General features: G+C 50.1%; 14 protein-coding genes and 6 pseudogenes. 4 read left to right on the top strand and 16 right to left on the bottom strand.

Annotated elements, in window-relative coordinates; all coding sequences use genetic code 11:
* Positions 1 to 230: 230 nt before the first annotated feature.
* Positions 231 to 522, top strand: a pseudogene (locus FA91_RS21325) (transposase); the annotation flags it as partial.
* Positions 523 to 1,075: 553 nt separating this feature from the next.
* On the opposite strand, the gene pdxH reads toward FA91_RS21325, so the two are convergent.
* The 12 genes and pseudogenes from pdxH to FA91_RS21320 all read right to left on the bottom strand — a co-directional run.
* Complete coding sequence (pdxH, locus tag FA91_RS04940; protein ID WP_051937024.1) at positions 1,076 to 1,663, bottom strand: pyridoxamine 5'-phosphate oxidase; 588 nt, start codon at positions 1,661 to 1,663, stop codon at positions 1,076 to 1,078.
* A 5-nt stretch (positions 1,664 to 1,668) separates the two neighbouring features.
* A complete protein-coding gene (locus FA91_RS04935) occupies positions 1,669 to 4,608 on the bottom strand; it encodes an AMP-binding protein (RefSeq protein WP_034913123.1) in 2,940 nt (979 codons plus the stop codon).
* A 4-nt stretch (positions 4,609 to 4,612) separates the two neighbouring features.
* Positions 4,613 to 5,830, bottom strand: coding sequence for an MFS transporter (locus FA91_RS04930; protein ID WP_034913120.1), 1,218 nt, complete (start codon positions 5,828 to 5,830; stop codon positions 4,613 to 4,615).
* Positions 5,820 to 6,905, bottom strand: coding sequence for a phosphoglycerate kinase (gene pgk, locus FA91_RS04925; protein WP_034913118.1), 1,086 nt, complete (start codon positions 6,903 to 6,905; stop codon positions 5,820 to 5,822). Before pgk ends, FA91_RS04930 begins: the two co-directional genes overlap by 11 nt.
* Positions 6,902 to 8,155 carry an aminotransferase class III-fold pyridoxal phosphate-dependent enzyme gene (locus FA91_RS04920; RefSeq protein ID WP_197060483.1) on the bottom strand — a complete coding sequence of 418 codons (1,254 nt, stop codon included), beginning with the start codon at positions 8,153 to 8,155 and terminating at the stop codon, positions 6,902 to 6,904. Before FA91_RS04920 ends, pgk begins: the two co-directional genes overlap by 4 nt.
* Before the next feature lie 102 nt (positions 8,156 to 8,257).
* Entirely contained in the window at positions 8,258 to 10,417 is a 2,160-nt protein-coding gene (locus FA91_RS04915) for an FAD/NAD(P)-binding protein (RefSeq protein ID WP_082212572.1), read from the bottom strand.
* Between the two features lie 109 nt (positions 10,418 to 10,526).
* Positions 10,527 to 11,378 (bottom strand): phosphoenolpyruvate mutase, encoded by an 852-nt coding sequence (gene aepX, locus FA91_RS04910; RefSeq protein WP_034913110.1) that lies wholly within the window; start codon positions 11,376 to 11,378, stop codon positions 10,527 to 10,529.
* Between the two features lie 20 nt (positions 11,379 to 11,398).
* Entirely contained in the window at positions 11,399 to 12,379 is a 981-nt protein-coding gene (locus tag FA91_RS04905; protein ID WP_051937021.1) for a hydroxyacid dehydrogenase, read from the bottom strand.
* Complete coding sequence (gene argC / locus FA91_RS04900) at positions 12,369 to 13,436, bottom strand: N-acetyl-gamma-glutamyl-phosphate reductase (RefSeq protein ID WP_034913108.1); 1,068 nt, start codon at positions 13,434 to 13,436, stop codon at positions 12,369 to 12,371. Before argC ends, FA91_RS04905 begins: the two co-directional genes overlap by 11 nt.
* Positions 13,433 to 14,443, bottom strand: a complete 1,011-nt coding sequence (locus FA91_RS04895) for an alcohol dehydrogenase catalytic domain-containing protein (protein WP_034913106.1) — start codon at positions 14,441 to 14,443, stop codon at positions 13,433 to 13,435. Before FA91_RS04895 ends, argC begins: the two co-directional genes overlap by 4 nt.
* Positions 14,428 to 15,597, bottom strand: a complete 1,170-nt coding sequence (locus FA91_RS04890) for an iron-containing alcohol dehydrogenase (RefSeq protein WP_034913102.1) — start codon at positions 15,595 to 15,597, stop codon at positions 14,428 to 14,430. Before FA91_RS04890 ends, FA91_RS04895 begins: the two co-directional genes overlap by 16 nt.
* 853 nt (positions 15,598 to 16,450) lie before the next feature.
* Positions 16,451 to 16,648, bottom strand: a pseudogene (locus FA91_RS21320) (LysR family transcriptional regulator); the annotation flags it as partial.
* Between FA91_RS21320 and FA91_RS04880 the strand changes: the two are divergent.
* The 3 genes and pseudogenes from FA91_RS04880 to FA91_RS04875 all read left to right on the top strand — a co-directional run bounded on the left by FA91_RS04880 (position 16,635) and on the right by FA91_RS04875 (position 18,024).
* A complete protein-coding gene (locus FA91_RS04880) occupies positions 16,635 to 17,072 on the top strand; it encodes an ATP-binding protein (protein WP_343205761.1) in 438 nt (145 codons plus the stop codon). The pseudogene FA91_RS21320 and the gene FA91_RS04880 overlap by 14 nt on opposite strands.
* Before the next feature lie 23 nt (positions 17,073 to 17,095).
* Positions 17,096 to 17,431, top strand: a pseudogene (locus FA91_RS21315) (VOC family protein); the annotation flags it as partial.
* Positions 17,422 to 18,024 (top strand): LysE family translocator, encoded by a 603-nt coding sequence (locus tag FA91_RS04875; RefSeq protein ID WP_034913095.1) that lies wholly within the window; start codon positions 17,422 to 17,424, stop codon positions 18,022 to 18,024. The pseudogene FA91_RS21315 and the gene FA91_RS04875, both read left to right, overlap by 10 nt.
* A 428-nt stretch (positions 18,025 to 18,452) precedes the next feature.
* Here FA91_RS04875 and FA91_RS21310 read toward each other — a convergent pair.
* The 4 genes and pseudogenes from FA91_RS21310 to FA91_RS04855 form a co-directional block, all read right to left on the bottom strand.
* Positions 18,453 to 18,647, bottom strand: a pseudogene (locus FA91_RS21310) (integrase); the annotation flags it as partial.
* Positions 18,648 to 18,708: 61 nt separating this feature from the next.
* Positions 18,709 to 19,817: pseudogene (locus FA91_RS04865) on the bottom strand (IS3 family transposase).
* Between the two features lie 334 nt (positions 19,818 to 20,151).
* Positions 20,152 to 20,778 (bottom strand): zinc-ribbon domain-containing protein, encoded by a 627-nt coding sequence (locus tag FA91_RS20950; RefSeq protein WP_072032289.1) that lies wholly within the window; start codon positions 20,776 to 20,778, stop codon positions 20,152 to 20,154.
* Positions 20,779 to 20,885: 107 nt separating this feature from the next.
* A pseudogene (locus FA91_RS04855) lies at positions 20,886 to 21,353 on the bottom strand (DUF6387 family protein); the annotation flags it as partial.
* Positions 21,354 to 21,368: the final 15 nt, after the last annotated feature.

Below are 21,368 nucleotides of genomic sequence, written 5' to 3'. Positions count from 1 at the left end.
GCGCTCAGCGGAACGAAAACGCATGCCAGGCAATTTTCTCTTTCTCTGATAGCCCCTCAGCGGCATGAAGACGCCGAACGTAGTCAAAGAGAACGTAGCACGCCTGCGGCGTGAGCGGCGCTGCGCAGCTTCGGGAGTTTGCATGGCCGGAACTCCGTTTTATACTCTGTCCCATGCATACACCCTGCCCCGCCAAACTTCTTTTCACCGTAGAGGCAGTACAGGACTTTCTGATGGCACGCCTGAAGCAGCATATCCCGGAGAAGCACTTCCGGATGGTGCGATATTTTGGTTTTCTGCCCAACCGCGTATGCGGCGAAAAACGGCTACAGGTTTACAGTACGCTGGGGATGGAGAAACCCACGGCGGTGATGAAGGTGTGAGCTGAGTAAGCAGCTCCTGCGTCGCGATCCGTTTGAATGCGGGCCCCTGTCTTACCGTCGTGCTATCGCGGGTCTTAATGTGCAGGCCCTTAAAGCGCATGCGCGGAATATCAGCCTGATGCGGTACGTGCCGCCCTGACGCAGGGCAGATCTGTCTGTTGCTCAGTCATCGTTTGTAAAACAGTCAGTACCGGTATAAAAAAAAACCGCCCATCCTGAGCGCAGAGCGCTTGTCAGCCCCGGCATTCCAGTCTGATGAAAATTTCACTACCTGGCTCAGGGGTACGGATGGTTTGAATTTCTTTTACGTCACGTCCCCGCAGCATGACAAGATGGAGTCTGATGCGCGGTCGAGCGGAGAATCACGTCAGGCGAGAAAAGGTGCCTGAAAACAATTTATCGCCACGCCTGTGTTCTCTGTTTCGATTTAAAAGGCGCCATGTTGGTCATGATTTTACTGTTTTTAATGGTGATTTATTGCACAAATATCTCTAACGCGTAAAACCTCGCTTCCGACCACCGCCTGAATCCATGCGGCGTTACCTTAAATACGCATGATTTCGCCCGTTTGCGGTACCTCAGTAGTGGCTGAAGCGAGGAGCGTTCAGCGCGCAACATGCATTCCCTGCCCCACTGCGGCCGGCACTCTTTCGCGGCGGCGTTGAGGCGAATCGCACACAGCGCCGACAGACTCAGGGTTGAAGCAGCTGCTTTTCCCAGTCTGACTGCTGCCCGGAACGGGTATAGTACTCGCGTAAATGCAGGCGATTCTCCCGGAAGGTTAAAAACTCAATTGAACGGGGTATGACGCGCAGGCCTCCCCAGCGAGGGGGTTTTTCTATGGGTTTACCGGCGTTATCCCTTTGCGCCTGATGCAGTTTCTCTTCAAGCGCCGCCTCAGAAGCCAGCGGCTGACTCTGCTGAAAACACAAGGTGGCCAGTTGGGCATCCCGGGAGCGAGAGGCCCATGCCTCCTCAGACTCCTGCTCGCTGACAGATTCGACAACGCCTTCAACCCGCACCTGCCAGCCCTTCTCTTCCCACCAGAAGGTTAGCGCCACGTTAGGATTGCTTGCCAGCTCTTTTCCCTTGCGCGAGTCAAACCAGGTGCAAAAGACAAAACCTTCGGCATCCGCTGACTTCAGAGCGACAAAGCGCGCGCTGGGCATACCACTTGCTGAAACCGTTGAAACACACATCGCGCCGGGATGTTCAGGCTGAACGTCACGTTTAACCTCATCCCACCAGCCGTGAAACTGAGCTATTGGATCCTCAAACATTATTCTTACTCCCTGCTTTGTGGTTGTGAAAATTCGGACGAAGCGCCGTCAGCCAGCTCCGCCACAATGTCTGTTAATACCCGATCGAGCGTCTTGCCGAGTTGGGTGATGGTTTCCTGATCCGCGACCGAGGCGTTGTAGCGAATATCGATATGTAACGCCTCTGCATGAGCGCAGTAAAAAAAGGAGAGCGCATTTTTTGCAATGACCGGGCCGGGTATCGCGGTTTCATAAACGCCGCGCTGGCTGTCGCTAAACGGTTTCGGGCTCTCCGCCACGATTAACGAGATGCGTTCACGTCCCGTTAAGGCGGCCGTTTCCGCCCAGCTGAGCTGGCAGCGCTCGATACTCCCGGTAATAGCCTGATGCATTTGCAGAAGTTGAAGGGGCGTTTCAACATCTGATGCTATCTCTATGCTGAATGGCACAATCGTAATCATATTCGCAATAACCGCATGATTCTCGCGATTGCGATTGCCGATTGGCGAGTGAAACTCAACGCGCGGCGCGGAAGAGAAATGCTGCTGCACGCGCCATACGGCATAAGCCACAAACGCGTGCAGCGAAATACCGGCCTCAACAATCCGCCTGTTAATAACGGGCATTGATAAATAGCGGCACTGTAGCTGATGGGTATACCCTTCAACGCTGCCAGGCCTGACAGCCGCGGGAATATTTCTAAAAAGCGTTGTCGGGCGTTTCTGGCTCGCCTGTTCTGCCCAAAATTGCCGCAGCGGCTGCAAATCTTTTGGCTGTCGTTGCCAGACCTGAGTGGCATAAGCGTGAAGGTTGGTAATAACGGGCGGCGTCTTTTGCTCCAGTATTTGTAAGAGGCCGTTAATCAAGAATCGGCAGGCGTAGCCATCGGAAATAACGTGCGCGATATGCAGCGTCAGCACCGGCCCCTGCGCAGCCTCGTAAATTTGATAGTAAAACAACTTTCCTGCTTCAAAATCAAAATCCTGCATCAGCACGGGCGTGGGCGAACCTGCCAGTTCATATTGCTGCACGTCTGCCGCTAGCGGCGTGTCATATTGCCAGATTTCACCCGCATGTTCGCGAAGTGAGACATGCAGTGAAGGCACCGCCTTCAACAGCCCCAGGATCCCTTCCCGCAGCAAGGCAGCTGAATAAGCTGGCGGAAACTGTAGCGATACGGAGACCGCATCACGGCGGATCTGATATTTGAAATAGTTATCGCAGTAGTATCCCTGCGCGGGCAGCGTGCGGCTGGCCTGCGGCGTCTCCTGCGCGGCATCTGCCTCCCGCTCCGTCGGCAGCGACTCACACAGCGCAGCCAGTTCACGCAAGGGCTGATTTTTATCGGGATCGCGAAGCCGAATGCCGTAGGCCATTTCCAGTTCGATAAACAACTCCACGCTCTCCAGTGAGGTAAGATGCAGATCGGCAAGCGTATAGTGCGAAGGAAAAGCCCGGGATTTAATACGCCGGGCCAGCAGACGGACGTTTTTCTCTTCAAGAGTACGCAGATAGAGCTGCCGCAGGGCGTGCTCATCCGTTTTGCCATTCGCGTTGGTTGGTATTTTTTCCGGCTGGCAAATATGATTCGGCAGCGCATATTCAGGGAGATGCTTTGCCAGATACTGATAGATCCCCTCAGCCATCTCTCGCCTGCCGCCGGTGACAAAAGCGACGATATGATCGGTACGGGCATTATTGAATACGGCGACGTGACAATCCTTCACGCCGTCAACCGAGGTAATATGCCGGGAAATTTCATCCAGATCGACGCGAAACCCGCGAACTTTAACCTGATTATCGCTGCGGCCGACGATATAGAACGAGGAGCCCACGCGGTAGCCGATATCGCCGGTGTCATAGCTCCTTTCATCTCCACGCATCGCAAAACGGTCGCCCGCGCTGGCATTTAAATAGCCGCTCGCCACCGAGCGGCCCTGCACGATCAGCCGTCCCGGCTGCCTCTCCTGCGCAATCTCATGATTTTTCTCATCCAGTATCAGCAGGCGGTTTTCGCCAAATACGTCGCCGATTTTCGCCTCACCCGAGCGGGTATCCGCTGCCGTCACCGGGTGCCAGGTCACGAATACGCTGCACTCCGTGGGGCCGTAAATATTGAAGACCTGATAGCCATGCTGCTCCACAAACTGCATCCACCAAGGCGCCAGCGCGGCATAATTAATTTTCTCACCGCCGAAAACAATCTTTTTTGGCACGCTGTCGGGATAGTCGCTACGTTGCTGAAGCATCTGCCGTGCCACTTCGTAAAACCACGAGGGCGTCATGGCCACCACCTCAGCCGGGGAGGAGAGAATCGCTTCAGCCAGCCGTTGCGGCGAATCGCGCGTACTCTGATCGACGATATGCAGCAGTCGTCCATGATAAAGATAGGGCAAGGTTTCAATAACTGAGAAATCAAAACTGCAAATACGGTTTGCCAGTGATGAGGCGCCAAAGAGCGGGGTTTTTACAAACGCCTCCAGCATGGCAAAAATATTGTCGCGGCTCAGCGCAATGGCCTTCGGCACCCCCGTGCTGCCTGATGTATGCAGGATCAGGCAGTCAGCTTCCCCGGCGATGTCTACCGGTTCAGTCAGCTCGCTGGCTTCATTGTCGAGGTTTTCAAACAGGCTGCTGAGGGGGATCGCCTCGCCAGCAGCCAACTGCCGATCGGTGACGATAAGATCGATAGCCAGCATCTCCGTGATAGCCGCGATGCGCTCAACGGGCAGGCTTTTGGCAAGCGGCACGCAGGTAATGCCCGCATGGTGCAACGCCAGCACGCATATTTGCTGCTCGGGAGAGGGATCAACCAGCATGGCCACGCGGCGCAACGGCGCCGACCATCGGTTTAACAGCCGATCGGCCAGGCAATGAGTCAGATGCCGCACCCGATCGCGTGAAAAGCGCCGATCGTTAAAGAGAATAGCCGTCTCAGCGCCGGCTGGCAGGGAGAAAAAACGCATACTCTTACCTCGCCTCAGTAGATATCACCGCGTCTCTGTCTGCAAAGAGGCGATTAAAAATGATGGCAGCGACCAGCAATGTACCGGTTGTAAAGAGATACCAGCTGTCGCCGATCCCGGCGTTGATAAAGGCGCCGCCCAGAAGTGGCGCCAGCGCCATACCGGTCATGTAGATGTTGTAAAACGAGAAGTACCCTCCTTTGAAGGCGGTCGGCGTGAGCAGCTCCATCGCATAGTTGGACGCGGAAATCGCCACTAACTCGCCGAAGGTAAACACCAGCGCGAACAGCGCGACGGTGAGACCATTTTGCAGCCAATGAAAGAAAATCATTAACTGGCTCAGCATCATGACAAACAGCGCGACAGAGATGCGGGTGCGTAAGGTAAATCGCTGCACGGCGTGGTTAAGAGGAAAATAGGCTATCAACACCATCAGCGTATTGATTACCTGAATGGTGGCATAGAAATGCAGTGCGGTACGCTGGGGAAGATGCTGGCTTAACAGCATGAGAAGGACGGTGTCATTGCTGGCCATCACCATATAAAACAGAATGCTGAATGCGCACAGCTGTAAAAAGGCTTTGTCACGAAAAATACGCAGCAGACTGGCGCCGAGCCCCGGCGATGAGGCGTTCTGGCGCGGCGCGGCGCGATAAAAAAGGGTATACAAACCAATCAGCAGCGCCAGCACCAGCGAGCCATAAAGCAGGTAATCGCGACCTTGCAGGCCGAGCAGCGCCACCAGCGCTGGCGCCAGCGCGCCGCTCACGTTGACATAGTAGTAGCGGGCGTTGTGAGCGCTTTCAACAATCTCACGGGATGCGCGGTCGCTGAGATTAACTTTAAAGCCGGTTTCCAGCGTGCGGGTCGCCAGTACCAGCAGATTAAGCCCCACCACCGCCGCGCTCAGACTATGAACCAGCAGCAGCGCCAGGCCGGACATCAGTAGCAGACTGGCGACGGGGAAAATTAAGTGAAGCCTGCCGCGATCAATAGCGCTGCCGGCAACCTGGGTCGCAAAGAATGCGGTGAGCGTGGCAATAAAAAGCAGCGCTCCCGTGTGCAGCGCGTCCAGCCCGTACTCCTGCTGAAAGACCAGCACCATATAAGGCCAGGCGATAAAATATATCAGCCGGATAAAGAAGGTGCCCGCAAGCTCTTTACCGCAGCGTTTATGTACATCAATCAGTGTTCCCGTCAGGGTTTGCATTTTATGTGGCATACGTCTCCGGCTGTAAAATGTCGCCATAGCCTGCTGAAAAAAAGTGCAGCACCGCCCCGCCTCCTGACGATCGCGATGAGAAGGTTTCCACTTCGGAAAGCGTATCCCCCCCCATAAACAGCCCCTCAATGCCTTTTCTCGCCAGACACCGATAAGCGGCATGAGCGTACTGACTTTGCGGCAGACTCAAGGGCCCGGCGGCAAAAAAGGAGCAGGCGTCAGGGCTGTTGATATCGTCCAGAAAGCGCTCGTCAAAGATGAAATCCACAATCCTGTCGCTGTCGCGTACCTGCCGAACCGGGCGCGGCTCGAGCCTGCCGCTGACGGTGGCGACAATAACGGTATCAGGCTGATAGACCGGCAGTGGGGACAAAATGCCCGCTGGCAGCGGCAGGCAGTCAGAACGGCCTACCGCAAAGCCGCGCGCCTTAAGCAAGCTGTTGAGCACGGCCCCGCCTGCGATAACGCGATCCACGTGCGGCAGGCGTGCATGATTAAAGAGAAACTGCACCTTCTCTTTTTTATTGCCGCCCAGGAGCAATATCGTGGATTTGTGCTGGTAATGCGCAGTGCGCAGACTTTCCAGCGCATCCAGTTGCGCCAGCACGCCCTGTGAGTAGCGCCAGGGAATAAACTGTTTAATGGCGCAGTTAGACGCATTTTTCCGGTGCAGTTTAGAGAATCCGCCAATAACCAGACGATCGCCGGATCGCGCCAGCTCACGGGCAAAATCCGCGTCATTCTGCTGCTCCTGAGCATAGGCGCGCGTATTGCCCATCAGCCCGATAGCGTCGGGCGGCAGTTGCGCAATAAATTCCCGAGCCTCGGCTCCGATACTGTGTGAACAATAGTGTACCGGCCGCTGTAACTGCTCGCTGAGCAGCGGCGCAAGCCAGGGGGTGGCCTGCGCCGTGCCCTTCGCATAATCCCCCTGATGGTTGAAGATAAGAAGGGTTGCCTGCTCGCGCAACAGCGGCCGTAGCGCGTCGGCATCTTCATCAATTCTGGGATGCGTGCGCACCCCGGCGCTGATATTGATGCCTGCGCTAAAAAGAATTCGCGGCAATCCACTCATAGCCGGTCTTTGAGTACACGGGCAAAGCGGCCGACCAGTTCATCCATTTCCGCTTCGGTGATCACTAACGGCGGCGTAAACAGGAAGGTCAACGCATCGCCCTCTTTACCGGAGGATCGGCAGGGATAAAGATTAATGCCATGGTGATGGCCTGCCTGCACAAAGGCGTCGGCATGCTGGCGGCTGAGCGAGGTTTCCACCGCCCAGAGCAGCCCCTGACCACGGATATCCACCACGCCCTCAAGCCCACCGGCCAGCTCGTGGAGCAGCCGCCCGAAGTAAACCCCTTTTGAGCGGATAGCCTCCAGACTGATTTTGTGCTCCAGCGTATCAAGCACCGCCAGCGCCACGCCCGCCGACAGCGGGTTCCCGGAATAGGTGTGGCCGATAAAATGGGGCGGCGCCAGCGATGCCAGGGCATCACCAATCTGCTGTGAAATCAGGACGCCGGATATTGGCGTAAATCCCGCGCCTAACCCTTTACCAATAATGGTAATATCCGATTCCGCGCCCCAGGTTTTCATATTGAACCATTCGCCGGTTCGGCCCAGCCCGGTAACAATCTCATCGGCGATCAATAAAATATTACGCGCTTCAAGACCGGCTTTAAGCGCTTTGAAATAGCCCGGATGCGGGATCAATACACCGCCTGATGAAGCCGTTATCGGCTCAGCGAAAACGCAGGCAATTTTTTCCGCGCCCACGCGGTCGATGGTATCGAATGTCTCCTTCAGGCAGGCCTGCAAATAGTCGTCGGACGAAATGTTGCCGGGCTTATGGAGATCGTAATAAGGCGGTAAGCGTATTTCGCTGACAGCGGTATCGATAGCTTTATCAAGCAGGTTAACCTTGCGCGCCCGATCGTCGCCATAGGTTAATGACTGAATGGTATTGCCGTGGTTGGAGATACGCCTCCCCACGGCCAGCGTCTTTTTATCGTTACCGTGCGCGCGAAAATAATCCAGCGCGATACGATACGCCGCTTCTGATGCTTCCGATCCGCTGTTCATAAAAAAAGCGTAGCGTTTATTATCATCCGACAGTGAAACCAGTCGGTCGGCTAGCTGCTCGGCTTCATTGCTGCGGAAATGAAAACGATAGGCAAAATGCAGACGCTCCACCTGTGCATGCATCGCCGCGATAATATCGGGATGACAGTGGCCTAAATTCACCGTCATCGGCCCGGAAGTGGCGTCGATATAACCTTTACCATCTTCATCATAGAGCCAGATACCTTTGGCGCGTGTCACCCTGGGAACATCTGGCTGGTAAGCTTTAAAAGGATACATATACATATGTGCGACCTCTGTAACGGAAAGTGAATAAGACAGCGCTATTGTTCCCGCGCGCCATTAGCTTGTCAGCGATACCTGTTTCTGCTGCCCGGTTAACAACGTTTGCAGCTCGTTTTTCACTGACGTCATACAGGCCAGAATGTCATTGGCAACATGATGGTTAACATTGGGGCGAATAGAGCCGTTCTGGAAAAACATAATTCCCTCAGAAGGCTGGCCTACGCAGAAAAAGCGTTCGCGCTTTCCGTCACGATTAATAAACTGGAACTGACGCGTAATATTAAATCCCGAGGCTGAACACTCGACCCCATTTTGATCTTTATGCACCCAGTAACTGGCAATCCCCTCCTCGATTAAGTCGCGGAACAGGTCATTCCGGGCTTTCATTACGCTGAAATTATGCAATTTGGCATCGATCATGGCGTCAACGCGGGTATATTTCCCGGCATCACTCAGACTGTGCAGCCAGACCTGTTGGTTCTGGATCTGAATATTCGCCTGGGCATAGGTAACGTCGACGACATCAGCTTCAATCAGCGCCTCCATTTTCTCCATGAGCGCAATACAGTTGCCGTTCGCCGCCCGGTTATGCACCGCATAAAAGTCTTTCAGCATATTGTTGTAGGATGCCGGCGTGATACCGCCAAAATCCACGGCATACACCACCGTTTGGCGCAAATCGCGAAATACATCGTCACAGGCGCCTTTATAGGGATTATCAAGATTACCCTGCTCGGACTGACGCCGATCCCAGTGCATAAAAGCAAGCAGCCGTTCGCGCCAAGGCGTCTCCGCCGTAAAATCCATAAGCCGGATAGGATCGACAATCATATCCCAGTTAAACAGGTGCGCTTCAGGATCGCGTTTGTGCTCCCAGGGGCTTTGCTGAGCCAGCGCCGCCAGCGCGAAATTCTGTACGTCGCCCGGTGTGGTGGTCTGCTGCGCGCTGACGACATAAACAAAGCGCGAAACGAGTGTTTCAACCGGCACGCCATGAAAAGAGGCCGTGGTTCCGTCGTTAAGAAAGCATCGGATCAGGAAAATGGCTTCGCGCGCCAGGCGTTCGGTGGCCTGGGTCAGCCAGTTAATGGCGCTCTCTTTTTGTGAATTAAAAGCACGGTTACAGGCAATAAACTGCTCAACCAGCGGACGGCTCTCGGCAATCATAATTGAGAGCACCTCCGGGCCAAACAGAATGCGGTAATAGCAAAGCTGTAGCTCCAGTATTAACAGAGGGAAAACGTGCACATCAAAATCGAGCTGTAACGCATGGTTTTCAGTGGAGCTATCCGGGTGAGCGGGTTGACCTACATTTTGCCGCAGCCTGTCAATCAGCGGGCGGGTAAAGAAGTAACCCTGATGCTCATATTTTGCCAGGTCAACCTCTTTGGCATTGTGGGGTCGGCTGTAGGTGAAGTAACCGGAACGACTGAGCGCATAAAGCTTTTTCGGCTCCTGGCCACTGGGCGTATAGTGGAGTTTCCCCTGATCGCGGTAGAAGGTGCCGCCTTTATTCTCCGTGTAGTAAAGTAGCGTATCAATGGAGGTGAGGCCCATGCCGATGACGGCAATGCGCTTGTTTTGCCAGTCGGGCACATCAAACAGCGGATAGGCAAAATTGTAATACTCAACATATTCTTTAAGAGAAGCAGCGAGGTAAAAGTTATTTTTTGACTCCTGATGACCGGTAGCTAACATCACCAGATCGAACTCATCCGCTCCAGCGTTACTTTCCCGAAAAAGCTGATATTTGCCCTCGGCTTTTTTGACGTGTTTTACCGTGTCTTTGACAAGTTTAACGTCAATGCCCGCCTGCCTGACTTCATTAATCAGATCCTGACAAATTTCTACCAGTGATTCGCCATATAGCTCACGAGTAGGAAAGTCATCCGGGTTAAGACTGTATCGCTCATTTTGCGTGGTTTGATACTTTTTCTTCAGCCATTCATTAAACGTAATTCGCGTACTCTGTGGGAAATAATGGCTTGCGATATTCGTTTTGTCCGGTGCAAAAGAGATTTGACCAACAATACGATTAAGCATGCTGGTTTTTGCCTGCGCAGGTGAATGCGGCCAGCCCGAGCCAAAGTATCCATACTTATCATATACGGTTATGCCAATATTATTGCTGATTTTGAGTTCTTTAAATACGCTTAGTAATCCATTAAGGAAATACATCCCATTTGGGCCTCCGCCCACGATGGCTATATTGATCATAATTTTCTCCGACAGAATAAACGTTTTAAACGTAGCAACAGGCTGCCAGTTTTTCTGACGTAATTTTTAATAAGCAAGATACAGGGTAAGAAATCACGTATTACTAAAATTACGGATTATATTTAGCCTCCAGATCGTCCATATAGCGTTCATTAGTCAATGAGAACAATTCTTCCAGAGAAGAAACTTTTTCTTCCACATTAACCAGAGATTTTTCTTTAAATATACGCTCGGCTGTTTCTTTCATACTGCGCACGGAACTACGAATGAGATGATTTGCCCAGATCAAATTGCTTATACCGTGATTGACAAACTCCTTGTATTCCGTCTTGTAATATTTGGTGGGCACCGCGAACAGCGGAAGTTTGCCACCCCAGCGTTCTGAAAATGTAAAGACTTCAGATGCATCAGCCTTTTTAGAGTGGATCAGTATCGCATCCGCGCCAGCTTCTTTATACGCTTCGGCTCGCTCAAGCGCTTCTTCCATAGAGCGTCCTGAAATTAACGCTTCCACGCGCGCGACCACGGTAAAATCACTGCCGCCGGTATCCTTCGCCGCTTTGATTTTATTACAGAATTCATCAATGGGGGCAAGCGCCTGGTTCTCGCCGATGAAGGAGTTTACTTTAGGGAACATTTTGTCTTCAATACATACGGCAAGCACGTTGATTTGTTGCAGTTTTTTTACAAAACGGATCACATTCAGGTAGTTGCCAAAGCCTGAGTCGCCGTCCACTAAAATAGGGACGGAGGTGTTATCCGCCATTTGCTCCAGCACGTTAATCACCTGCGACCACGATGCTTCATTTCTGTCTGACAGCCCCATCGCCGCACTCATTGATAACCCGGATGCCCAGATCGCTTCAAAACCTACATGCTCGACAATTTTTGCGCTTAAACCATTATGCGCTTCCATAAACTGCGTGTTGTCGCCGCGGGCCAGACGTTGTTGAATATTCATAGTTACCTCGTTGATGATGATTATGGGTAAGTTGTCGTACTGAGACGTGGGGTGACCCTCTCCCCTGTACTGCTGTTATGACTCTGCTTTTGCAGATACTGAATAATCAGATCGGCGATTTTTTGCTGCGATTCATGAGACATTGCGCCGATATGAGGCGTACCAATAAAATTGTTCATGTCGAACAAGGGAGAAGGCTGCCGTTCATTAACAAAGACATCGCTGGCCGCGCCCCATATCTGTTTTTCCTTCAGCGCGTCATATAAATCCGCTTCGTTAATCACACCGCCGCGGGCAACATTCACCAGAATGGCGTGAGGATTAAGGCAGGCCAGTGCCTGTGCATTAATTAAACCGTGGGTAGCCTCGGTGTACGGGCAGCAGACAACCACAATATCGCACGCTTTAAACATCGCTTTTATATCAGCATGCAGCGTGATATTTCGCTCATGCAGTTGCGACGCCCGCGCTGGCGTATAGTTTGAGACGGTGCAGTGAATATCCATATGATAACCTCTGGCGATATCGGCAATCTCTTTAGCAATACTGCCGAATCCCACCAGTCCTATCTTTTTATGCGATAGTTCAAAACCCAACAGCGATTTTTTGTCCCAAATATTATTCCGAATTTCATTGCTGGCACGCGTAATATGCCGATACAGACAATGCATCATACCGAAACTGAGTTCTGCGACCGCTCGTGAATTAGTGCTCGGCGTATTATAAAATCCAATACCACGATCGCTTACCGCAGCGAGATCGATATTATCCGTTCCCGTTCCGGCGCGAATAATAGTATGTAACGCTTTACCTTTATCGAGCAGCGCCTTATCTACCTTCGCACCGCTACGTAAAATAAGCATACCGTAATCAGCGATGCTATTAAGCAGCTCTTCTCTGCTAACAGGATGTTTAACGGTCACATCGTAATTTTTCTTAAGATAGGAGAGTAATTTCTGATGAATCGGGTCAACAATAAGTATTTTTTGATTATAATCCATAGCGGCTCAACCCCGTAGTTTCGTCCAGCCCCAGCATAATATTCATATTTTGGATAGCAGTGCCTGCCGCACCTTTTACGAGATTATCAATGACGCTGACAATTCGAATCTCCCGTTTATCCGCAACAATATCCACGGAAATATGGCACGCATTCGATCCAATGACTTTTGCCAGTTGAGGATAGATCCCATACTCTTTTTCAATACCGTTCGATCCTTTCTCTTTACCGGTAATAAAAACGAACGGATTATCAGTATAATAATCGTCAAGAGTGGCCAGGATGCTCTCACGCGTTTCTGAAATGCCCTCTTCAAGCTTCGCGGCGATGATCATAAATATGCCACGAGCAAAATTACCATGAGAGGTAATTAAAGACACATCGGTCTCTTTTCCGGTTACCGTTTTAATAACCTGCTCAATTTCCTGCGTATGGCGATGACCATTGAGCGAGTAGGCCAACATATTATTGGTCATGTTGTAATGCAAAAGTTCGCGTTTTGAACTGCTTCCCGCGCCGGAGGTGCCATTAACAGCGCTAATGAAAACAGGCTGCGTTTTGATTATGTTGTGCTGTATTAGCGGCAACAGACCACAAAGCGCCGCATTCACATAGCATCCCGGATTGGCAATATAGCGGCTTTGCGCAATACTCTCGCGAAAGGCTTCAGGAAAACCGTAGCGAAACGTATCCTGCAATGCTGGCGCCTGATGCGGCTTGCCATAAATACGTTCGAATTGCGCCGGTTCGCTAAAGCGGAAATCCGCCCCTAAATCGATGATACGCGTCGTACCCGTGGCGAAACGGGCGGCAACCTCATGCGCCTTGCCCGATGGCAGCGAGATAAAGACCACATCGGGCGTGACGTCCGGCAGGTTATCCAGCGTCCAGGTTTTTTTATTAATGCCGGTCAGGTTGGGATGAACAGACTCCAGACTATTCTCTCCCTCACGTGACACAGCATATATCTCACCCACCTGAGGATGTTGCGCCAGCAAACGAATTATTTCAGCGCCCGTCCAGCCGGTTGCACCAATGACAAAAGCCGTTAAATTCATAGCAGAACTCCCGGTTCATTTATAAGAACTTTACCCTTACTGTTTTTATTCAGCATAAAGTCGCGCAGTTCGGAGAAAGCGATAACATCGGTTATCACCTTTTTCAGTGCGGATTCTTTCTTTATTGCCTGTCCAATAATATTGATAGCCGTCGCCAGATCGCGTTTGTCGCTGAGAAAAGAGCCACGTAACGTGATCTCTTTTCTGACCAGCATGTTCATATCAATCGTTGATTCACTATCAAAATAAGAGATCAGTAAAACCTGAGCCGCCGGGCGTAGCGATGCAATATAGTTGTTGATGTCCAACTTATGCCCGCCCGCGATGATAAGAATATCTATACTGTCAGGCTCCCTGCCCGCAAGCGTCTCCTCGCTGTCAAAACCCAGCGATCGCACAAATTCGCGGCGTGAAGCGGTATTGTCAATCAGCGTTAACGACGCAATACCCATCTCTTCGCGACAGTAAATCGCGCTGAGTATGCCCATTGCCCCCGCCCCAATAATGACGACTCGGGCCTTTGAAAAAAAAGTCGCTTTACGCATAGCATGGACAATAATGCTCAGGGGTTCAGACAGCACATATTCATCCACGATTGCGGTGTCTTCAGGCAGCGGCAGTAATGAACTGTGATGAGCAATCATCGTGCGGGTAAATGCGCCGCTGGTGCCGGCGGTGTTATAGGTCACCTTATTCAGACAGTGATTACTCATCCCCTGTTCGCAACTGACGCAATTTCCGCAGAAGCCAAACGAGAGGCCGGTAACCCACTGGCCCTGACGAAACGCCGAATTTCCCGCAGAATCGGCAATTTTACCAATAAACTCATGGCCCAAAATCGCCGGGTACTGTTTATAAGGGTGTGTCTGATTAAACACCATTAAGTCCGAGCCACAGATGGCGGCCTTTACCACTTCAATTTGCAAAAAACCTGCCGGGACAACGGGCGCCGCTTCGGGTTCATAGGTCTGATTATGTTTACTGTGGCAGGTCAGAGAGTAGTACATGCTTCCCCCCTGATAATTTCAGACAGAAGCGCGGGAATGACCTTGCTATCCGCATCAATTAGCGGATCGTTAGAGACATTGCCGGTTACTCTTTTAACCATATCAGTAGCCGATAATTCAGCGGTAGCAAGCCGTTCACGGGCATCATCCAGCTTCAATTCACGCAGAATATTCGCAACATAGTCTGAGGCGCTTTTGCCTTCACTGAACTGCGCCAGCAGCGGAGAAATTTTCTTCTCCCGCTCCAGCGCCCTTACCCAGGCAGGGTAAATTGCCGCAAGGCCGGCGCCGTGCGACAGCTGATAAAAAGGCGCGAAGGCCTGCTCAAAGCGATGAGGCAAACAGGTGCTGTTATGGCAAACGCAAATGCCGCCAGCCAGGGAGATTAACGCGGCTTCTGAATAAAAATCGGCATCCAACTGCCCGGCCGAATAGCGCGCGATATTGCCATTCAGTCTCTTGAGAGACGCAACAGCCAGTGTTTCCGTCAACGGGTTACTTTTGACGGCGTGCAGGGCTTCAAACACATGGGTAAAACTGTCGAACAGCGTTTCACGCAGTACCGCATCGGGTAAGCTCGCACCGAGTTGCGGGTCAACCAGTGCGATATCAGGAAAGATGGCATCGCCACGCACGCCCTCTTTTATGTGCCGCTTACTGTCGTAAATGATGGCCCCTTTCGTCACTTCGGAGCCGGTGCCAAAGGTCGTCGGTACGGCTACATGGAGGATTTTCTTATCTACTTTGTCGAAAGTTTTGCCCACCACCGTATCAATATCAATGGCGCTGCTTAAACTAATGGCCGCTACTTTCACAAAATCAATAATATTTCCGCCGCCAATTGACACTATTGCGTCGTAATTATTAGTGCGCAGATGGGACTGAATAGCATGAAGCGCCTTTGTCGAGGCTTTAAAATTATTCTCAACTGTCCAGTAAGTAAATCTGACCGGATCAGACGAATTTTCATTATGATTTATCAGCGAACTAAATCTTTCTTTCGCCGATTCGCTCAGCACAATCAGCGCATCACTTTTACCCGCATCCCGCAGATACGCGCTTAAATTATTTAGCCCAAAAACCTCGAAAATTATGCGAACTGGCAATGAAAAAGCGAAGTTTTTAGCCTCATGGGAAATAGATTTTTCAAACATTAATGACTCCTGTTCCGTAGGGTGCAGAAACTTTAAAATTATTAGCTGTCGCTCATTACCCAAAACAATAAGCGCCAGGGGTAATATCTGAATTTTAGACAGCGCCCGGAATCATTCAGAAATGCTTATCTATAAGCGCTAAAACAATCTAAACCACGCTTAACAATATTGCAATATTAGCGTCACATAAATAACATTTATGGGTAAATATTTGATTTTTATATTAAATTTTACGATACATTGTTTAGATTTTCTGATGATTAACTTCACATTGAGAATTTTCCTAACAGCCTTTTATCAAGATAAAATCATACATCACTGATAGATATGTTGTTTCTTGACAAAGCGATTAGGCTTTTTTTTAAATGTTCACGCTTGCAACTTTTTTCAATTTTCGTTACAAAAATTCTTCCTGCACCGCAACAATATAATCAGAAAACGGGCGGGAATAATTTCATCGGTAAACAGACAGGAAAGAAGAAAATAAAGGGTTAATACGTAATTTTATATTTATTAATTCCTGAAAGAAGGAATAGATAATTCTTCGCACATCTGAGTAGGGCGTTAGAAGGGTAATACAATTGTAATTTTATGTATCATATTAAGTGAAGTATTTCGGCGAGCCTACAGATTAATTTAAGGATAAGACTATTTTCTACTTAGTTTTCCTGCTTTACGCATAACATTATCGCTTTTCACAAGGCTGAAATTATTCTCCATCCGGGTCAGGAGGTTTAGCATAGCGAAATGATTAAACCGGTGCATTAATGAACCGTTGCCCGTGCAAATCAATTGCTGCATTTCCTCTGTACGCCGTCTTTCACTGCGAGCACTTGCCCCATTCAGACGGGTATCAGTTAAAATAAGGTTTCAAGCCCTCCTCCGTCCAGCTCATAAAAACCCTGACGCGTCGTGACAGATTGCGCCGGTGCGCGCAAACGAAAGAGGCAGTGAGCGGCGCGGGGCGCAGATCGGGCAGGATTTCAACCAGCATGCCGCACTGAATATGGAGAGCGAGCGCTGGATAGCCGGCCTGGATTAAACCCAAACCGTCTGGGCAAGAGCCACCTTGTCGCAGCGATAGTGGACGGCGTCAGGGCTACCGGACCCGGGTCTACGGTGCAGGCGAACTGCTACAGGATCTGCGTAAGGCCCGCTCGTTAATAAGGCTGAACGAGGTGTTTCTGAAGCTGGATCGCTACCGGGTGATAGTGATAGACGACCTGGGCTACGTCAAACGGGATAATGCGGAAACCGGGGCGCTGTTAGAGCTTATAGCCCACCGGTACGAAAGAGGAAGTCTGATAATCACGAGCAACCATCCGTTCAGCACGTGGGGCAGCATCGTAGATGAGACGATGGCGGTGGCAGCGGCCGCCAGGTTGATCCACCACGGATACCTCTTCGAGGTAACAGGAGAAAGCTACAGAAAGAAAACCTCGAAAGCAGTAACCCAGCAGTCAGTTAAGCAGTAATCCTATGGCGGCCAGAATAGTTGACGCGTCCGTTTGCTCTTGTGCTGGTGCAATCTCAGACAACGGAGGATACGCCTTTGGGTCCGTTTAATCACATTGGCGTTGCATGTAACAGCAAAGAAGAGATTGATGCCAAAGTGGCTCTGGCAGAAGGCGAAGGTGTGTTACGCCGAACAGCACAGCAATCATCCGCTCCAGTGGGTTATTGGGCGTTCTTCGCTGATCCTGATGGCAACACGCTTGAGCTTTCATACGGTCAGCAGCTATGTGTTTCCATTACGTTGAATATAACATCCCTGAAGCACCTTGACTGGCAATACAGCAGAGCGTCAATTACTATCCAAAATCTATGGATCTAAACCTTCTTGGCTTTATGCCAGTACTACTCCCTGTTGCACTGTCTCCCGGAGCAAGCTTCACTCTTATTATGAGCGGTGCTCTGGCAGGCGGTCACAAAGGACTGTTCAGGACTCTTGCCGGAACAGCTTTGGGCATATACACCCACGCAGTTCTTATAGGGCTTGGTATAACTGCGGTACTCATCTCGTCTCCAGCAACTTTTGCTGTGTTGAAATTTTTCGGAACCGCTTATCTGCTCTGGTTAGGAGCGATGCACATTTGCAACGGCATAAGGGCAGCTCCTGGAGGGGCTGCTGATACGAAGCATTCAGTGACTTTAAGAGAGGCCTGGATAGCGAATGTTTTGAATCCTAAGGCCATCATTTTCTATCTGACTGTCGTTTCGCAGTTCGCAGGGATACAGGGAGGCGTTTGCGACTATCTGACACTGGCATCAGTACATGTTGTGGTTATGAGCGTTTGGCTTTTCGCAGTCAGTCAAACACTGATCTTTTCAGTAAAAAAAACTAATCCATTGTTGCTCAAAAAATACGTCAACATTGCCGGCGGGATATTGTTAATTGCTTTTTCTCTGCACAGCCTGACCCAGTAATTCATCACCTGTAGCAACCACGTCCGCTTCTGGCACACAGCGGACGTAGGGTCTCCTTAAAATCCTCTTTTAAAGTGATACTGGCAGGCGAGCAGTGCGAAACCCGGCCTTCTTCATGGCGCTTGCGACGTGAAGGGCGTGATTTAGGATCTGTCGGCAACAGCTTGCTGCTGACTCTCAGGGGGTGTTAATCATATCTTTCAGCGAGAGGCACGGAACTTCACACGGTAGCTGTTGGTACAAGCATTATCGAACCGGAAATACCATCATCTAAACCAACATCTGTTGGTAGATGTACGTTGGAGTCGATAGCGTTAATATAGCGGGAATGATAAATAAGCACTGGATTTTATGCACAAAAAAGACGAACGTTGACGTCTGTTTATATCCCGATAGTGCCGAAGAGTCGGACTCAAACCGGCGCTTTATTAACAAACTCTGGCAAATTTTTCATTAAATCGCAATCCATCCACATAATCCGCATAGCACTGCAACATCTCCTTTCTCTGTTCCAGATACTGCGTATGGTTATATGTCCCGCGAATCGTATTCTTATACGCATGTGCCAACTGCAACTCGATCCAAGCCGTGTTGCCCCCCTGCTCATGCAAGATGGTTCTCAGTTTCAACACCTGATGACCCTGACCCCGAATATGATCCAGTCATAATCAGGAATAACCGGCTTCATTCTGGCTGCATCTTCTGGCAACCGGCAGACTTCTCAGCAAATTCTGACGGGGTCATCCAGCCCGGCGCAGAATGGGGACGTCTCTGATTATAGTGTATGCGCCAGGCCTCGATTTTGCACCGTGCATCCTCCAGAGACATGAACCAGCTCTCGTTCAGACATTCCTGCCGTAACCTGCCGTTGAAGGACTCCACCGTCGCATTGTCCGTCGGTGTTCCCGGGCGTGAGAAGTCGATTCTGATGCCTCTTTCGTACACCCATCTGTCCAGCATTTTCCCTGCAAATTCAGAGCCGTTATCGGTTTTCAGCAACTGAGGTAAAGGCCGTCTGAGCGCTATGCTGTTCAGCATTTCTGCCACTTCTGTTGAACGCAGATTCTGCCCCACGCAGATCCCCGGGCATTCGCGGGTGTACAGGTCGATAACCGTCAGCAGGCGCAGTCGTCGCCCGTCAAACAGCGCATCAGAGACAAAATCCATGCCCCAGACGTGATTCGGATACACGCCCTGAGGCTGCGGTTGCCGGCGCTGTGCGGATTTATTGCGGCGTGGCCGTTTGAGGCGCAGCGACAGCCCCTGTTCGCTGTAAAGCCGGTAAATCCTTTTATGGTTATCGCACCAGCCTTCCCGCCTGAGCATGACGTGTACGCGGCGGTAACCGTAATGCACCCGGGTTTCGGTGATCTCACGGATGCGCAGCCGCAGTGCGCTGTCATCGGCAGCAACTGAACGATATCTGAACGAGCTGCGGCTGACCCGCAGTGCAAAACAGACCTGTCTCTCACTGGCACCGTAGCGGGCCTGCAAATCCCTGACCCACTCGCGCAGGCGTGCCAGCGTCAGCTCTTTTTTGCCAGCACGTCCTGCAGCATGGCCTTGTCGAGGCTGAGGTCTGCAACCAGCTTCTTCAGCCGCAGATTTTCCTCTTCCAGCTGGCGCATGTGTTTGAGTTCAGACGGGGAAATTCCGCCGTATTTCTTACGCCACGCGTAAAAAGTGGCATCGGAAATGCCCAGCTTGCGGCAGACATCCGGCACGGACGTCCCCAGCTCAGCCTGCTTCAGGGCAAAGACAATCTGCTCTTCGGTGAATCGTGACTTTTTCATCGGCACCACCTTCGCTCAGGGGAGTGTTTATCATGCCGGAATTCTGTTTCTGAATGGAGCAGGATTTCGGGTCAGAGTCATATGTAGCCCTTCAGGTAAGCGGATGAGTCTCTTGTGGGAGATCGTTAAAGAACTATTGTGGGGGAGAATAATAATCCTTCACACTCTCTTGACATCGAGCGCATTTTATGGAAACAGATAAACTTAGATTCTGAAAACCAGTTCTCTTCCACCCTTGTGCTGCTGACCATCGATTTTTTACTGTGTATCCATTGTATTTAATATTTTTCACAGCCTGAGATTATTTTTTTATTTCATCATAGGCTTTTATTTTTTAATTTATAAGATCATTTAGGATGGTCGGATCAAAATGGCACCGATGTTCAGGATTCCTTGTACAACATAGAAACATTTTTTTATTATTTTTAGGTCCCAAATGCCTAAGCTTCAATTCTCCATCACAAAGAGCACAATTACCTGATAGTTTTGTAATATAGACATACCCAGACCTATCGGATTCGGCATTTCTTTGAAAAATCAAAGGAATAAAACGGAATCGCTTCAGTAAAAACCCCAAAATAAAAAGAAAAGCACTGAAACTACATAGCAACCATAATATCATATTGTAATTATTAGGAGTTCCAATTGATGTGAAAATTGTTGCTACATTGGCAAAAAACCCAACAAAGCCGACCACCATTAACCATGCTGTTTTTATATGCTTCCCCATTAACTTAACTGGCTTCACACTTTCCCTGTCAATGAATGCTTTTGGCTTTTCATCTCTCATACCTAAATTAATGTTATTGCCTGTAAAAACATTGTGCTGTCCGGCGCTAAATCCATTATCACCTGCTATAGATTGATTCACTCCGCCTTTTGTAACTCTTAAATCCTCTCCGCACTGCCCACAATAATTAACAGTCTCAGATATTGATGAACCACATTTATTACAAAACATCGCAGCCCCTTTTTTTCACTCTAAAAGAATTACTAATTATTTTTGGAATTTCACCATTAATATCAGCACTGAAAGCTGATGTTACTTAGACAACTAATATTACATGACTAGGTAATGTCCCTCAATTGTAATACTGACAAATCGCTAAGATGACGATTCTTGTTAATGAAACTCTCAATGTTTCTAAAGGTCTCACCTGACATGGCCTTCGCAGCTATTGGACGGTCTATGTCCTTGAGTTGTTCATCTCCTCTAACCTCATCAGTGAGCTTAGGATAAAGCACCCTGGAAAGGATGGTGTTAGAAAGAGAGACATCATTTAACTTAGCCCACATGAGCAAATCAATCATTGGAAGGATACGGTAGTCAACCAACTTTAGAATCTTTCCCAGACCGAAAGCCTCTTGCTTCCTGCCCTTGATTCCATACTCTTTCCTCCATACCGGAAGTAGTGCACGAAGCGAGCCTATGATTTCCTCATCAGATGAGTTCTCCAAGTCAAAGTGTGTATACACACGGCTTTCATTGGTTCTCATAAAAACGGCTCTCATACTTTGAGTTAGTTTCTGCTCTTTGACCTCTGAATCGCC

Origin of the sequence: Erwinia sp. 9145 (genome assembly GCF_000745075.1) — a bacterium.
Taxonomy (GTDB): domain Bacteria; phylum Pseudomonadota; class Gammaproteobacteria; order Enterobacterales; family Enterobacteriaceae; genus Erwinia; species Erwinia oleae.
The sequence above is the reverse complement of the archived record's forward strand: the minus strand, read 5'-3'. Positions and strand labels throughout refer to the sequence as shown.